Genomic DNA, 15608 nt, shown 5'->3' with positions numbered 1-15608 from the left:
ATTAAGTTATTTCACGATGATAAAACCTCCTTTGGGCTGCATAGTCACGGTGATACGTCCCTTCTTATCTACTTTCACCGTTGCCTCTGAAAGTGTTCTGTCTTTGTTGTCCTGATAGATCTTCACTGTCTGTCCCGCTTGTAATATCGACGGATTGATCGTGAGTTTAAGCGGTTCTTCCAGGGCATTAACACCTGCGATATACCATACATCGCCGTGGCGACGGGCTATCACCGTGTATTTGCCGGGGTAACCGTCAATAAACAATGTCTCATCCCAGGTCGTCGGCAACTCTTTCATAAAGTCAAGGGCCGCCTGAGGAGCATCCGTCAGGTTGTTAGGCGTCAGCGCAAACATCTGTACGGGATTCTGGAACAATACGCCCGTTGCCAGTTGAAACGCGTCGGTCGTCAGTCGTTCTTGTCCGCGCTGGTTGCCTTTGTTGAGGTAGCGATTCATAAATACCCCACCAAACTCCATGCAACCCACGGCGTTACGGATAAACGGATGAAGCGTTGCATAGAAGGCTTCTTTCTCGCGTACATCCTGCGAGAAGATAAGCATCTCGGAAGCCAATACGGCCTCGCTTCCTACGTAGTTAGGATACATACGCTCCCAACCGCGCGGCAGAGTGCAACCGTGGAAGATGATCATCAATCCGTAGTCGTTTGCATCAGAGAGAATATCTTCATAAAAACGCATAGTCTCCTGCTTGTCCCCTCCGAAGAAGTCGACTTTTAATCCCTTTACGCCTACGCGCTTCAGCCATTTCATCTCCTCTTTGCGGGCTATGGAGGTACTCATGCGATTGCGGGGACCCTGCGGAGCATCGTTAAACGATCCGTTGGAGTTATACCAAAGGAACACATCAACCTTTTTGGAATTGGCATATTTAATCAGCTCTTCCATGCGTTCGTGGCCGATATTCGTGTCCCAGAGCGCATCAATCAGAATATATTCGAAGCCCATTTCAGACGCCAGGTCGATATATTTCACCTGATCGTCCCAGTTCATGCTGTTGTCTTGCCAAACAATCCAGCTCCAGGTACCTCGTCCGTAGGCATACTCTTGTGAGGCTTGGTAAAGCGGCTCGACCACATCATACGGGATGGTTGTCTCAACGATAGGAGCCAGGGTCTCACCAATGGTCAGTGTACGCCAGGGCGTAGCGCCCGGCAGGCCCAGTTGTGCGCCTGTGCTACCAAAGCCATTATTCTGTCGCTGATCCGGAAATTCAACCGTATATAATCCCTCCTGGGTGCCATCACTCAGGTGCGATCCGCAATAGAGGCTACTAACGCCTGTTTCGGAGACAAGCACCCATCCTTTATCGCCTACGCGGAACAGTCCCGGAAATACATACCCTTGATTTTGAAAGGTAGGCTTTCCGACCGGTTCGTCATTGGTGTATCCGCTTTCATAGCTGGGTGAAGTGCGTGCGAAGGCTCCCATCGGCGTCATCATCGACGACAAAAAGGTGGTGGTCTCAGCGGGTAATTTGAACCCGGTGGCCTCTTTCAATACCACACAAGCTCTCCGCTCTTTCCAGGTAGGCAGTTCGTAACGGAAGGCAATGTTGTTGTTGCTCACCTGAAATACGATGTGCAGTTGCCGTTTCTTGGCGTCTTCAACTGTATAAGTCAGCTTATTTGCTGCGTATTGGTTCTGGGAGCTTTTGATTTTATCCTGTTGATAGGTTTTGTTTACCGTTTCTGCCTGTTGGGCGACATAGGTTAGCTCTTTACTGAAATCCCCTTCATTGGTGATCAACCCTAAGGGCGACTGTTCAAGAAACACCTGCCCTTTATGGGTTACGGTGTAATAAGGTATTCCGTTGTTTACGGCTACTGTAACGCTCAGTTCCCCGTCGGGACTGGTAACGACTCCCTCTTGTGCATGTGCCATAGCGGACACAAACAGGCATAGAGATAATGCGAGTGTTTGGAAAATAATTCTCATGATAATACTATAATATGTTAGTAAATTCAATTAGTGGCATACCGATAGAAAGCAATCAGTGGTTCCATACTTAAAAAGGTTCTACAAAAATAGGATATCATGGCTCATAAACCATCAATTGAGGTTACAAAAGTCTTGTTGTATGTTACATATTTCCTCTTTTTAGCCAAGGACAGGCCTTTTGGAACAAGAAACAGCCTTTTCGGTAGTCGTCTCCAAAAGAAAAGCTCCGCCTTCACAGGCGGAGCTACTTTTCCATTCATGTAGTGGTCTTAAAATCTAATCTAAACTAAACATCCATAGAATTTATTCTCCATTTGCACCATTTCTTATCTGATAGTTCATGAAATTACTATGCCACAAAGATAGGCGCATCGTGGAGAGGGGAGGGGCATTATTCCTTTTTTGGAGAGGACTTTTCCTTTTTGCAAGAATAATCCCCTTTTTGATAAAATTTATCCTCTTGGAGGCGAGGAGGGCGATAGGCCTTTAACGGATCATAGAACTCGGCGTTACTTTGTATTGTTTCACAAAGCAGCGGGAGAAATACTTCGGATCATTGAATCCGACACGGTAGGCAATCTCAGACACAATGATGTTGTTATTCTTATTGTTCTCCAGTATCTTTTTCGCAAGCTGCAGGCGGTAGAGCAGGATAAAGCGAACCGGGGGAAGACCCGTCAGCGAGACAAACTTTTTATAGATAAGCGTATAGCTGATATTCAATTTTTCAGCCAATTCCTTCACCCCAAATTCCGAGTCGGCATAGTTCTTTTCTAAAATATCCATGACCTCATTCATGAAATGCTGATCGGAATAGCCTACCTCCAAGAGGGAGAGGTTGAGGTCTTCTTCTACGAACTTCTTCTGGCGGAGATTACGATTCTTCAGGATGGCGTCGATATGGGCAAGCAATACCGAGTGCTCGAAAGGCTTGGTGATGTAGCCATCCACCCCGGTCTCATAGCTCTCGATGCGTGCCTGTTCGCTCGAGTTGGCCGTCAATAACAGGAAGGGGATATGGCAGAGCTGTTCGTTCTCGCGTATCATCCGACAGAGGCCAACACCATCGCATACCGGCATCATCAGGTCTGACACGATAAAGTCAGGAAGAATCTGCTGCGCCATTCGGTAAGCGATCTCCCCATTGTTCGCTTCGGCTACGTTGTATTTCTCCCGTAGCATTTGCTTGATGTAATAGCGCATATCGGGATTGTCTTCCACGAGCAATAGGGTGGGTTTGTCCCGGTCGATGGCGATAAACGGCTCTATCTCATCGGCGGCGTAGATCGGCTCTTTGCGTTCCTGGTCTGTTTCTGATGCGACCGATTCCGAGAGCACGACCGGGAAATAGAGGCGGAACGAGGTGCCTATGCCTTCCGATGACTTCACTTTGATGGTGCCGCCCAATAGGGTCACGATCTCTTTGACGATATGTAGGCCGATGCCTGTGCTGCTTTGTCCGAATGTAGTGTATTTGTTCTGATCCGATATCCGGTAGAAGAGTTGGAATATCTTGTCGATCTCTTCCGGGGCAATCACACTGCCGCTGTTGGTGACCGATATATATTGTAATAGCTTTCCGGTAGCCCGATCCGGGAACTGGCAAGCCCGCAAGGTGATCTTACCCCGGTCGGGCGTATATTTAATGGCGTTCGACAGGAGATTAAACAATACCTTATGCAGGTTTTCCTTGTCAGAATAGATATGGTCGCTCTTCAGTCGGCAGATCTTCTCGAATTGAATATGCCGTTCTTTCATCAGGCTGGAGAAGTCTATCGTGGTATGCTGTAGGAAGCGGCTGAAGTCAAACTGGGTGATATTCAGTGTCAGGTTCTTCGCGTCGATCTTGCGTAGGTCGATGAGTTGATTGACCAAAGACAATAGGTATTGCGCGTTACGGTTGACAATCAGTAGGTTCTCTTTCTGCTCCTGACTGGTAGCCTGTTTGATGAGCTGTCCGGTAGGGCCTTGTATCAGTGTGAGCGGTGTCTTGAACTCATGGGTTAGGCTGGTGAAATAGGAGAGCTTCTCTCGGTTGATCTTCTCCATCTGCTGGGAGAGGTCGATGAGTTCGTTCTTCTGTTTGTTGATCTCCTCGTTGCGCAATAAGAGCTGTTCGTTTTGTTCTATGATGATCGCCTGTGAGTCGGTTAGTTCCGAGATGGTGGTGTTTAGCTCCTGGGTACGCTCGTCGATCTTCTCTTTCAATAGCTGTTGGATATTCTTCTGTCGTCGGCTGTAGGAGAGAAATAGATAGACAACTATGGATAGGATGAGTAGCCCCATCAGGCTATAGAACCAGGTGGTTTTATAAAAAGGCGGATGTACGACAATGGTCAGGTAGGTGTATTCGGCCGACCAGGTGTTGTCGTAGTTTGTGCACCATACCTGCAGGGTGTATTTACCGGGGTTTAGGTTGGTGTATTTGGCATGTCGCTTCTTGAGCCCGGCATTGGCGGGTTCTTTTAGTTCGAGTATGCGGTGGAAATAGAATATCTTCTCCTGCTCCGTATAGTCGAGGGCGCTGAATGTCAGTTCGAAAGCGTTTTGTGGCGGATAGAGATGCAACTCCTTGGCATTGGCGATCGATACGGCGAGCTGCTTATTATGCAGATAGGGGGTCAATTCCACGCCCTCGCAGGAGACGCCCGTGATCGTCACGACCCGATCCTTCTGCTTGGGTAGGTTGAACAGGGGGCTGAAAGAGACCAATCCATCGACCGAGCCAAACACAATATGGTGGTTGGTCGTTTTGCAGCCGGCTCGCTTGTAGAACTGTTGCACCTGTAGTCCGTCTCCTTCGTCGAACTTAAAGGCCCGGTGGGTGTTGCTGTCGAAGAAATAGATGCCTTTCAGTGTGCTGATCCAGAGGTTTCCGTTCTCGTCGTCGATGATATTCGAGATGCTGGCGTCCGAGAGGCCGGAGCGTACGCTGAAGTTAATGAATTTGTAATCGTCATATTGGCTGTTTCTATCCAATAGGTAGATGCCGTTGCTAAGGCTTCCCAGGTAGATGTCTTTGTTTTGTGTTTCGACGATGCAGTTTATTCGCTCGTTGATTTCGCTCTTCGGATCATCCAGCTTATGTTGGTAGTAGATACACTCATAGCCCTCTTTCGAGTTCTTGAGGTCAATAATATAGATGCCGTTGCCCCCGATCCACAGGCGCGATTGGGAGTCGATAAACACCGTATTCATGTGGCTGATTGCCTCGTTCGATCGGGTGTAGTATTGCAGACGATTGATCATGCCGGTGGAGAAGTCGTACGAATGGATATGCTTGCTGCTACATATCCAGAGGGAGTTGCGCAGCGTATCGAGTGCAATGTCGTAGATGTCGTTCGACAGTAAGCCCGAGTTGGCGGTGTTGTAATGCTCGAACACCGGTGCCGCAAGCCTCTCTTTGGGTAGGCGGTCTACGCCTCCTCCGATGGTCGATATCCAATAGTCTCCCGCGTGGTCCTGCAGGATTTTGGAGATGTTGTTGTGTGCCAGCGATTGGGTATTTCCTGTCTGGTGTGTATAGAACTGAAACTCTTGTCGGCCTTTCCGTTTGATAGCCAGTCCCCCGTCGACAATGCCTGCCAATATATTTCCCTCCTTATCTTCCAATACCGTGCTGATGATATGGGGCGCTCCCTTTTCATAGCCATGTAATTCGTGTGCAAAGGAGATGCGTTGAGGTGTCATAATGTTCACCCCGCCGATGTCGGTGCCTACCCAGATATCGTTGTTTTCGTCCACAAAGACACGGTTCACCACATTATCATTTAGCGACCGCGTCTGGGTCTCTTTCTGAAAGGTGGCAAAGCGATCGTTGCGCAGGTAGATATTCACCCCGTTGCGTGTTCCGACGATGATATCGCCCGACGCGTTTCGGTCGATATCGGTGATGAAATCAGACGAGATGCTGTTGGCGTCGCGCGGGTCATGGCGGTAGAGGGAATAAAAGGGATTCAGGGTGTTACAGCAATACAGACCGCTCTGGGTACCGACCCATAGATAGTCGCCATACGACAACAGGCAGGTAATAGCCAATTGGGAGCTATCGAGATCTACCGGTGAGGGCATAGCTGTATATTCTCCTTTCGTCGAAGCGACAAAGCGGAACAGGCAACCGATGCCGCCTGCCCATATATCATTACCGTGCTTGACGATGGCACGTATATCCACCTCTTCTTTTACGATCCGGATATCCACAATCTCCCCCTCGTCGTCTAACACCACATAGGCGAGGCAGTCGTTTTTTCCGATCCATAGATTGCCCTGGTCGTCCACGAGCAGGCTCTTCACCGGTGTGGCGAGCAATTCTTTGTTCTCTCCGGCATAGTCTTTGAAATAGTCGATATTCTCCCGCAGTAAGTGGATACGCATCACACCCGCTTCCGAGGCTATCCAGAGGTTATTATGTTCGTCTTCTTTGATATCGTTGATGTAGTTGCTGCCGATGAAATGGCGTGCGGAGGCCGAGGCGGTGGAGTAGTGCTTCAGGTCGTATCCATCGTAGCGGTCGAGCCCGTTGGAGGTGCCAAACCACATAAAGGAGTTCTTGTCCTTGTGGATCGCCTGAATGGAGTTGTCGCACAACCCGTCACGAATGGTTAAGAATTTATAGTTGTATTTGTTCGGATTATTTTGTGCCCATAGCCGGGCACTGTTATTTCCGAAACAACAGACAAGTAGTATGTATATAACTATGAAGCGTAGCCTTTCCATCGTTGCAAACATACGGAAACTGCTCGACATAACAGGAGATAATTCTTATTTATTGGTGGAAAAAAATGTGCGTTGAGGGTGGACGAAAAAAATTCTCACCCGCATGAGAATTTTTTCTCACCCGCATGAGAATAAAAATAATCCTCCAAAAAAGAATAATAGTAACCCTATAGGGGAAGCCTATTATGTATGTTTGTCATAATGATGGATAAGGAAAAGAGTAAAACACTAATATTACGCCCCATGATAGATATGAAGCAAATAGGGACTTGTTTCGTGCTTTTATTGATAGCCCTATTGACAGCCTGCAAGCCGGCAAACAAGACACAAGGCAATGAAGGCTATAAACTACTTACCGCATGGCGATCGATGCCGATCACCACACTTCCCTTTGATTCTCTCATCCTAAACGATCCCTTTATCTTAGCCGATGAGGAGCGTGGGATGTATTACCTGACCGGAACGGGTGCCTCTTTATGGAAGAGCGAAGACCTGGCTGTATGGGAAGGACCTTATAATTATATCGAGATCGATACCACATCGTGGATGGGCTCTCGCCCTATGGTATGGGCACCTGAGATACATAAATATAAGGGACGCTATTATTGCATTGCCACCTTTACCAATATGCAGATGCTGGTCGATACGGTGCCCGGTCGCTATGAGGTGCAACGGCGTTCGCCTCACCTGTTGGTGTCTGATACCCCGGAAGGACCCTATCGGCCGATCACGAATAGACCCTATTTGCCCGAGAAGTGGTCGACCCTCGACGGTACCCTCTATATCGAGGAGGGCAAGCCCTATCTGGTTTTCTGTCACGACTGGATGCAGGTGACCGACGGCATGGTGAAGTATGTTGAACTATCCCCCGATCTCTCGGCTTCTGTTGGTGAGCCGGTGACGATGTTCAAGGCATCGGATGCTCCCTGGCCGAGGGAGATGCGCTCGATAGGTGAACTGACCTATGGGATGTCGTTGGATGGTTATGTGATTGATGGTCCCTTCTTTTTCCGTACCGGAACGGGGCGTCTGGGTATGCTTTGGTCGAGCTGGAGCGATCAGCGCTATGCGCAGGGGGTGGCCTATTCCGAATCCGGGAAGCTCGCCGGCCCCTGGGTGCAGGCAGATCGCCCCTTGGTGCCCGAAAACTCCGGTCATGCGATGCTCTTTCGTACGTTTGATGGCAAATTGTTGATGTCACTGCATACACAAAGCCTCGATATCGAGAACCCCGGTCCCCGCAAGCCCGCCCTATACGAAATGGACCTCTCCGGCGATGAATTGAGAATCATGGGGAGGTATCCGTAAGGAGGGGGAATCTTCACGTTTTTGGGAAGAATGGAGGAAATTGAAAGTTGAAAGTTGAAAGTTGAAAGTTGAAAATGAAGGGAAAGGAGAAGTGTATTCAAATATTGGAAAATGGGAAGGTGGGCGAGGCGCACTGAAATAATTTAAATCCCGCAGGGATTTCCTATTCGTAACCCTCGGTTAGAGAGCGAAGCGAACAACCGGGGGTATTCCGCTAATAATAACTAACGAACCCGGAATGGGTTCAACCCACTTCGGGGTTGCTTGGAGAGTAGATCTTGTCTATCTACCACGGGTTTGCTTCGCTACACCCGCGGTTACGAATAGGAAATCCCTGCGGGATTTAGATGAAAGCCTTCCAATTTTGGAAATTGGGAACCTCCCCCTTTTCTTCTATTTGAATATAAACCCTGTAGAATCACTGCCTTAACCCACTAACAAAGTAAGGTCTATATATAAAACAATCCCCTCTCTGCCGAATGCAGAGAGGGGATATTATGCAAAACGAAATGATGTTTCTTCCTTTTTAGGGTTTACGGAAGTTCCATTTTGAGTTATCGCTGTTCATGTCGAACTTACCGAGTGAGGGGGTGCTATCGCCTGCGGAGATAAGTACCAGTTCTTTATCGCAGCCCGGTACCTCTTTGGGCATAATGCGGTAGGTGCCATCGGTCAGCTGGTCGATTCTCCATAACTGCTCGGGGGCTCCCGTAAATTCAGGCACCGCTATCACTTCCGCATCGGCTGTAGCCGCTAAGGCACGATTGGTGCCTTCGATCAGGATCTTGTAATAAGGGCCACCCAGGTATCCGCCTGCTTCCGGTACCGCGGTAATGGTCCACTTCTGATGGGGACGGAACATATAGTCACCGATTCTCATAGCGATATCTCCTTCCGGCCAGGTGCCGATCACATCACTCAGCGTTTGCGACTTCACCGGAGGCAGCGGGGTGTCATTAGGCTCGCCGAAACGCCGCCGAGTACTCTCCATGCGTACAAAGTCGACAGCCAGTTCAAGGGCATAGCCTCTGCGCTCTGATTCAATCTCATAGGTTCCATCCGTAAAGGCTTCGCCGGCTACGGGCCATCCGTTTTTCCATACAAGCGGACGAATAGCCAAGACGCTGCGACCGCCCTGGTCGAAGTCGGCTTCGTAATGGAAAGACATCTTCTCAACGCCCTCTTCTACGATGTAACGCCCGAAGTGTCCGGGACCTGTCTTGCGATCTTCTGCGGCAATAACCATCTTACCACCCCCTTCAAGCATGCTTCTGCCCACATTGTCCAAGTAGGGGCCTGTCACATTGCGCGAGCGGCCTACTACGATATTATAGGTCGAGTTCGGACCATCACAGCAGGTGCCATGTGTGCCCAACAGATAATACCATCCGTCGCGATACATCAATGTGGTAGCTTCACAGTCAATAGCGATATCTACTGCTTCGTTGCCTTCCACCCGTTTGCCTGTCTTAGGATCGAGTTCTACCACCCGGATAAAACCGAAATAGGTGCCATAGGTACACCACAGACGACCGTCGGGGGCAAGCAACAGCCCGGCATCGATTGCGTCGCAGTCTTCATCATCGAGCGAAGAGGCCACCTCGATCGCTTCCGTATAGGCGAAATCAGGCGAGTTGGGATCTAATGTTTTGTTCCACATGGTAAGCACCTTACCGGCATGTCCGCCACCCAATCCACCACCGGTGGCACTGTAAGCTATCAGGTAACGATCACCGATCTTTAAAGCATCCGGCGCAGCGCCCCCACCGGGACGTACTGCTCCACCGTTCCATGTCCAGCCGTCTTCGGAAATCAATCCGCCGCCGCCTGTTCCGAACGTATAGTATTTACCGTCGCACTCCATGATATTGGAGGGGTCGTGGATATAGGGAGTTCCAATCTGTGCAGATGCTTTTTCGAATGTCAATGCCGACATCAGGGCTGCTGCGCCCAATAAGAATATAGTTTTTGTTTTCATTGTCATACTACTCATTGATAACTGATTGTAAAGTTCTTAACAGGCTTTCCGTCCTCATCTACAAAGCGAACGCAGAAGTCACTCATACCCGGACCATTGATAATAGCTCCGCGCAAGATATTCCGTCCCTTCTTCAGGGTCAGTCGGTGCGATTGTCCATCATCGACCACCATACGGCGGTCGCCTGAAAGCAGTAGCACCTCTTCACCGTTCAACCACCACATAGAGGCTGAGTTGGATCCTGCCGAAAAGCGAACGTTCTCAATATCTTCTTCGCATTCGATCACTGTCACCGTCCAGAACAACAGGCCATACACCTGTTTCTTCAATCCGGCGGCAAAGCGATAGAGTTTCACGTTGAACAATTTACTATCCAAGGCATGCCAGGCCAGTTTCTGCTTACCTACTTTTACCTTATCTCCATCTTTAGGTAAGACGGTGAACTGATTTTTGAAGTAGAGCGTATCGAATGCCTGACGCAGATAACTGTCGGTAAAGACCGTATTGGAGCGATTGGGTTTGTCGATCGGTTCCAGTATCAGCCAGCGGCGGATAAAGCCCTTCTCATCCGGTGATACAGAACCTTTAGTGGCTTCCGTGAAATAATCGGAGAGGTTAGTGGGCGTTTGAATTACGTAGTTTTGTCTCGGCGGTGGGAATCCTCCCGGTGCCGCGTTCTGTGCAAAAGCGGCGACCCCGAATAATATGGCGAAACATATCGCCAAGCCTATTTTTCGATGCATAATCTTCATCGTTATAGTATGTTTTAGTGGTTTATACATTATTTCTTTTTGAACAACAGAGGAGCAAACTCATTCAGACATCTACGCCAAGTCAGGAACTCATGCGCTGTGCCCGGTGATTCGTAATATACATTGTTGATGCCTGCTGCTTTCAACCCTTCGCTGAGCTTGCGGGTTCTTTCGGGATGTTCTTCCGAACCAATACCTAAGAAGAATACATGTACCTTCTCGTTAAAGGCTTTCTTGTCTTTGAACACACCGCCGTAGGCTGCGTCTAATTGATTCAGGTCGATAGATCCGGCACCGCTGAAGCCACCGATATGCGAGAACTTATCGATATTGTTCAACGTAATGTTAAAGGTCTGCAGTCCACCCCAAGAAAGACCTGCCATAGCACGGTTTTCGCGATCGGTCAATACACGGAAGTTCGATTCGATATGCGGAATGATCTCTGTCAACAAGATGTTGGGGAAATCAGCACCAAACTTCTGACGAGCCTGGTTAGGGTCTTCACCGGGAGCGGGTTTGAACACTTCGATATTACCATTATCCATCACAACGACCATCGGAACGGCTTTACCTTCGGCAATCAGGTTGTCCATGATGAAGTTCATATTACCCTGTTGTGACCAACTGGTTTCGTTCTCACCCATACCATGTTGCAGGTATAATACCGGGTATTTCTTATTGGCGTCTTTGGCGTAGCAGGGAGGAGTGTAAACGAAGCAGTGGCGCCATTCGTTACGAGTCTTTGAGAAATACCAGCTTTCATTTACGGTACCATGAGGAACGGCTTTCGGTTTGTAGTAATCGACCCCTTTTTCAGGTATCTCAATACCACTTACCCATTTACCCATGCCAAAGAAAGGTTTACCATTCGGATCGGCAGCGCTCACGCCATCGATAATCACCTGATAATAATGGAAGCCTACCACTTCCGGCTCTTTCGATACTAAGGTCCAATGGCCGTCAGCCTCTCTGGTCATCTCGCCACGGAAGCTAATCTCAACCTTCTTGGCATCCGGCGCATACACCCGGAAATAGGTACGCCCGTCTTCACCAATACGAGGATAGTCGGCACCGTTGATATTATGGATGTTCGGTTGTGTTCCAGGAGGATACACGTGGTTTTGCTGGGCATTCACCATAAGCGGCAAAGCCAATAAGAAACAAAATGCTACTTTCAATACATTTTTCATAACTTAGAATTTTTACTCATTAATACTATTTATAGATACTTTTTTATTTGAATAACAGGGGAGCAAACTGGTAAAGACTCTCGCGCCATACAGGCCAGGTGTGTCCTCCGGGTGTTTCATAATAAGTGTACTTGATACCTATCTCATCGAAACGCTTCATCATCACCTGGCAGTTGTTATAGGCAATATCTTCCTGTCCGCCCATGGAGATCCAGAACTGTTTGAAACCTTTGTTATAGGCCTCTTTGTTGTTTTTCAACAGCGTATAATACTGTTCGGTAGAGTCGTCATTAGCAAATCCCTGCGGTGCATTGGCCCACCAACCGGAGCTAAATACCCCTACATATGAAAACATCTCCGGGCGGCTGATGCTGGCATTCAGCGTTTGGATACCACCCATGGAGAGACCTGCCAGGGCTCGGCTCTCTTTGTCTTTCTTAACACGGTAGGTCTTTTCTACAAACGGGATACATTCGTTGAACAGTTCTGCGTTGAAATCGCGGCTATTGCCATCGAGCATAGCGATCACCATCGGCACGGCTTCGCCCTTCGCAATCAGGTTGTCCAGGATTATATCCGTACGTCCCTGTTGCGACCAGCCACTCTCATCTTCGCCACCACCATGTTGCAGGTAGAGCACCGGGTAGGTCTGATTCGTTTGGTCGTAGCCGGGAGGGGTATACACAAACATGCGCTTCCAGGCATTTGCTGTCTGAGAGAAATAATGTTTGATGCGCACCTCGCCGGTCGGCACATCCTGGCGGTAGAAATGGTTGATTCCCTCCGCATAAGGGATCTCTATACCGCTCGACATCATACTGCATCCATAGAAGGAACGGCTGGCTGGATCGGCAACCGATACCCCGTCGATAATCAGGAAATAATAATGGAAACCGGGGCCTAACGGATCGGTCGTACAGGTCCATTCCCCATTATCATGGCGTTCCATATCATATTTCCTGCCCAGGTCGATCTGTACCTTTTTGGCTTCAGGGGCTTTTACCCGGAAGGTAGCCCGGTTGTCGGGTAAAACGCGTGGGTATCCGGTTGGTCTCACGTTGTAGGCGGAGGGGGTACCGGGTAGAGGCTGAGCCTCCGGTGAAACGGGACGTTGTGCTATAGCAACACTCACAAGGCACACACAAAACAGACTATAGATAGTCCGTGTTACAATTTCTCTCATGTTCATTCTTTTTAGTAGAAATATTAGTGATTTTTACAAGCGCAAGTTACCCCCTTCCCGCAGATTCCAAGCGGATAATTCTTGCGAATAGGTGGATAAATGTTCTATAATTCAAAGAATACTATTATATTTGTTCCTTGGTTTCAAGACTAAAGGGCAGGTTTGATATGCCGGGCTCTTACTAAACAATAACAACAAGATTAATTTATTGAGTACATGGGAAAAGTATTAGTGATCGGTGCGGGAGGCGTAAGCACGGTTGCCGTGAAAAAGATGGCAATGAACGCGGATGTGTTTACCGATATCATGATTGCCACACGCACGAAGAGTAAAGCCGATAAGATTGCTGCGGACATTAAAAACATGCAGGTGAAAACAGCGCAGGTAGATGCCGATAACGTGGAGGAACTGGTTGCGCTTTTCAAATCATACGAGCCGGATCTGGTTGTTAACCTGGCATTGCCCTATCAGGACCTCTCTATCATGGATGCCTGTCTGGCTTATGGCGTGAGCTATCTGGACACCGCCAACTACGAGCCATTGGATGAGGCGAAATATGAATATAGCTGGCAATGGGCTTACAAAGAACGCTTCGAACAGGCGGGACTGACTGCCATACTGGGCTGCGGGTTCGACCCGGGCGTGACCAGCATATTTACGGCACATGCCGCCAAGCATCACTTCGACGAAATCCAGTATCTCGATATCGTTGACTGCAACGCGGGCAATCACCACAAAGCCTTTGCGACCAATTTCAATCCGGAGATCAATATCCGGGAGATCACTCAGAAAGGAAAATATTGGGAGAATGGAGAATGGCATGAAACAGAGCCGCTGTCGGTTCATCAGCCCTTGAATTACCCCAACGTTGGTCCACGCGAATCCTACCTGATGTATCACGAAGAATTGGAAAGCTTAGTGAAAAGCTTCCCGACTATCAAACGGGCACGTTTCTGGATGACCTTCGGACAGGAATACCTCACTCACCTGCGGGTGATACAGAATATCGGCATGGATAATATCAAACCGATCCTTTACAACGGCGTGGAGATAGTGCCTATCCAGTTCCTTAAAGCGGTACTGCCCGACCCTGGATCGCTGGGAGAGAACTACGAAGGAGAGACCTCGATCGGTTGCCGCATCCGGGGTATCTCGAAAGATAAGCAGCCTTTGACCTATTATATCTACAACAATGCCAGCCATAAAGCTGCCTACGAAGAGACAGGCGCGCAGGCGGTTAGCTATACAACCGGTGTACCGGCGATGATCGGTGCGAAACTATTCCTCGAAGGCGTCTGGAAGAAACCGGGCGTATGGAACACCGAGGAGTTCGATCCGGATCCGTTTATGGCAGAGCTCAACGAACAGGGACTGCCCTGGCATGAACTGTTCAATGTAGACTTGGAACTATAAAAAGACCATTTAATCTTAACAAAGTAATTATTTTCAAACAAAAACAACAGCATGGCGAAAGAAGAGATGAAAGCCGGGGCGGAAGCGACCGGAAATGCAGACAAATTGAAAGCGCTCCGCGCAGCGATGGATAAGATAGAAAAGACCTATGGAAAAGGGTCTATCATGAAAATGGGCGACAATGCCGTAGAGCAGGTCGAGGTGATACCCAGTGGTAGCCTTGGGTTAGACCTGGCATTAGGCGTTGGCGGTTATCCGCGGGGACGTGTCATTGAGATATATGGCCCGGAGTCATCTGGTAAGACCACCCTGGCCATCCATGCGATCGCCGAGGCACAGCGCGCCGGAGGGATTGCCGCCTTTATCGATGCAGAGCATGCCTTCGATCGCTTCTATGCGGCGAAACTGGGCGTCGATATCGACAACCTTTGGATCTCACAACCCGACAACGGAGAGCAGGCATTGGAGATTGCGGAGCAACTGATTCGCTCCTCTGCCGTCGACATTGTGGTGATAGACTCCGTAGCCGCGCTGACCCCGAAAGCGGAATTAGAGGGCGAAATGGGTGAGAACAAAGTGGGATTGCAGGCACGTTTGATGTCGCAGGCGCTGCGTAAATTGACCGCTGCTATCGGCAAAACCAATACCACCTGTATCTTCATCAACCAGTTGCGCGAAAAGATCGGGGTGATGTTTGGTAATCCGGAAACGACTACCGGGGGGAATGCTTTGAAGTTCTATGCCTCTGTACGCCTGGATATCCGTCGCTCGACAGCCATCAAAGACGGGGAAGAGGTGAAAGGCTATCTCACCCGTGTGCGCGTGGTTAAAAACAAAGTGGCACCTCCTTTCCGCAAAGCGGAATTCGATATCATGTTTGGTGAAGGGATTTCACGCGCCGGCGAGATTATCGATATGGCGACCGACCTGGGTATCGTGAAGAAGAGCGGGTCCTGGTATAGCTATAACGACAGCAAATTGGGACAGGGTCGCGATGCAGTGAAACAACTGGTAAACGACAATCCCGAATTGGCTGACGAACTGGCGGAACAGATCCGGGAGTCTCTCAAGAAGTAATTAAATCGGTCTAAATAGAGTGCATGCCT

At 49.0% G+C, this 15608-nt stretch carries 9 protein-coding genes; 3 read left to right on the top strand and 6 right to left on the bottom strand.

Annotated elements, in window-relative coordinates; translation table 11 throughout:
* Positions 1–6 precede the first annotated feature (6 nt).
* Together M2134_RS02855 and M2134_RS02850 are read right to left on the bottom strand one after the other, a co-directional pair.
* Positions 7–1959: a glycoside hydrolase family 97 protein gene (locus M2134_RS02855; protein ID WP_280750232.1), complete on the bottom strand. Its 1953-nt coding sequence runs from the start codon at positions 1957–1959 to the stop codon at positions 7–9.
* A 489-nt stretch (positions 1960–2448) separates the two neighbouring features.
* Positions 2449–6708 carry a two-component regulator propeller domain-containing protein gene (locus M2134_RS02850; RefSeq protein WP_280750233.1) on the bottom strand — a complete coding sequence of 1420 codons (4260 nt, stop codon included), beginning with the start codon at positions 6706–6708 and terminating at the stop codon, positions 2449–2451.
* A gap of 213 nt (positions 6709–6921) precedes the next feature.
* Here M2134_RS02850 and M2134_RS02845 point away from each other — a divergent pair, with 213 nt between their 5' ends.
* Positions 6922–7986 carry a glycoside hydrolase family 43 protein gene (locus tag M2134_RS02845; protein ID WP_280750234.1) on the top strand — a complete coding sequence of 355 codons (1065 nt, stop codon included), beginning with the start codon at positions 6922–6924 and terminating at the stop codon, positions 7984–7986.
* 526 nt (positions 7987–8512) lie between these two features.
* Here the strand turns inward: M2134_RS02845 and M2134_RS02840 are convergent.
* The 4 genes from M2134_RS02840 to M2134_RS02825 are packed head-to-tail and all read right to left on the bottom strand — an operon-like array spanning position 8513 to position 13089.
* The gene (locus tag M2134_RS02840; RefSeq protein WP_280750235.1) at positions 8513–9964 is read right to left on the bottom strand and encodes a family 43 glycosylhydrolase; all 1452 of its coding nucleotides are present in this window, start codon (positions 9962–9964) and stop codon (positions 8513–8515) included.
* An 11-nt stretch (positions 9965–9975) separates the two neighbouring features.
* On the bottom strand, positions 9976–10716 hold the full coding sequence (locus tag M2134_RS02835; RefSeq protein WP_280750236.1) for an acetylxylan esterase: 741 nt from the start codon (positions 10714–10716) through the stop codon (positions 9976–9978).
* 29 nt (positions 10717–10745) lie between these two features.
* Complete coding sequence (locus M2134_RS02830; protein WP_280750237.1) at positions 10746–11906, bottom strand: alpha/beta hydrolase-fold protein; 1161 nt, start codon at positions 11904–11906, stop codon at positions 10746–10748.
* 43 nt (positions 11907–11949) lie between these two features.
* Positions 11950–13089 (bottom strand): alpha/beta hydrolase-fold protein, encoded by a 1140-nt coding sequence (locus M2134_RS02825; RefSeq protein WP_280750238.1) that lies wholly within the window; start codon positions 13087–13089, stop codon positions 11950–11952.
* 216 nt (positions 13090–13305) lie between these two features.
* Here M2134_RS02825 and M2134_RS02820 point away from each other — a divergent pair, with 216 nt between their 5' ends.
* Together M2134_RS02820 and recA are read left to right on the top strand one after the other, a co-directional pair.
* The gene (locus tag M2134_RS02820; protein ID WP_280750239.1) at positions 13306–14502 is read left to right on the top strand and encodes a saccharopine dehydrogenase family protein; all 1197 of its coding nucleotides are present in this window, start codon (positions 13306–13308) and stop codon (positions 14500–14502) included.
* Between the two features lie 51 nt (positions 14503–14553).
* Positions 14554–15579 carry a recombinase RecA gene (recA, locus tag M2134_RS02815; RefSeq protein ID WP_280750240.1) on the top strand — a complete coding sequence of 342 codons (1026 nt, stop codon included), beginning with the start codon at positions 14554–14556 and terminating at the stop codon, positions 15577–15579.
* The last annotated feature ends 29 nt before the right edge of the window (positions 15580–15608 follow it).

The organism is Parabacteroides sp. PM6-13, from assembly GCF_029892605.1.
In the GTDB taxonomy this organism is placed as follows: Bacteria; Bacteroidota; Bacteroidia; order Bacteroidales; family Tannerellaceae; genus QVMG01.
The sequence above is the reverse complement of the archived record's forward strand: the minus strand, read 5'-3'. Positions and strand labels throughout refer to the sequence as shown.

What these genes read in the sequence shown, in the direction of transcription:
- M2134_RS02855 (WP_280750232.1), bottom strand. Translation starts at nt 1,959, where the DNA reads ATGAGAATTATTTTCCAAACACTCGCATTATCTCTATGCCTGTTTGTG.
- M2134_RS02850 (WP_280750233.1), bottom strand. Translation starts at nt 6,708, where the DNA reads ATGTCGAGCAGTTTCCGTATGTTTGCAACGATGGAAAGGCTACGCTTC.
- M2134_RS02845 (WP_280750234.1), top strand. Translation starts at nt 6,922, where the DNA reads ATGATAGATATGAAGCAAATAGGGACTTGTTTCGTGCTTTTATTGATA.
- M2134_RS02840 (WP_280750235.1), bottom strand. Translation starts at nt 9,964, where the DNA reads ATGAAAACAAAAACTATATTCTTATTGGGCGCAGCAGCCCTGATGTCG.
- M2134_RS02835 (WP_280750236.1), bottom strand. Translation starts at nt 10,716, where the DNA reads ATGAAGATTATGCATCGAAAAATAGGCTTGGCGATATGTTTCGCCATA.
- M2134_RS02830 (WP_280750237.1), bottom strand. Translation starts at nt 11,906, where the DNA reads ATGAAAAATGTATTGAAAGTAGCATTTTGTTTCTTATTGGCTTTGCCG.
- M2134_RS02825 (WP_280750238.1), bottom strand. Translation starts at nt 13,089, where the DNA reads ATGAGAGAAATTGTAACACGGACTATCTATAGTCTGTTTTGTGTGTGC.
- M2134_RS02820 (WP_280750239.1), top strand. Translation starts at nt 13,306, where the DNA reads ATGGGAAAAGTATTAGTGATCGGTGCGGGAGGCGTAAGCACGGTTGCC.
- recA (WP_280750240.1), top strand. Translation starts at nt 14,554, where the DNA reads ATGGCGAAAGAAGAGATGAAAGCCGGGGCGGAAGCGACCGGAAATGCA.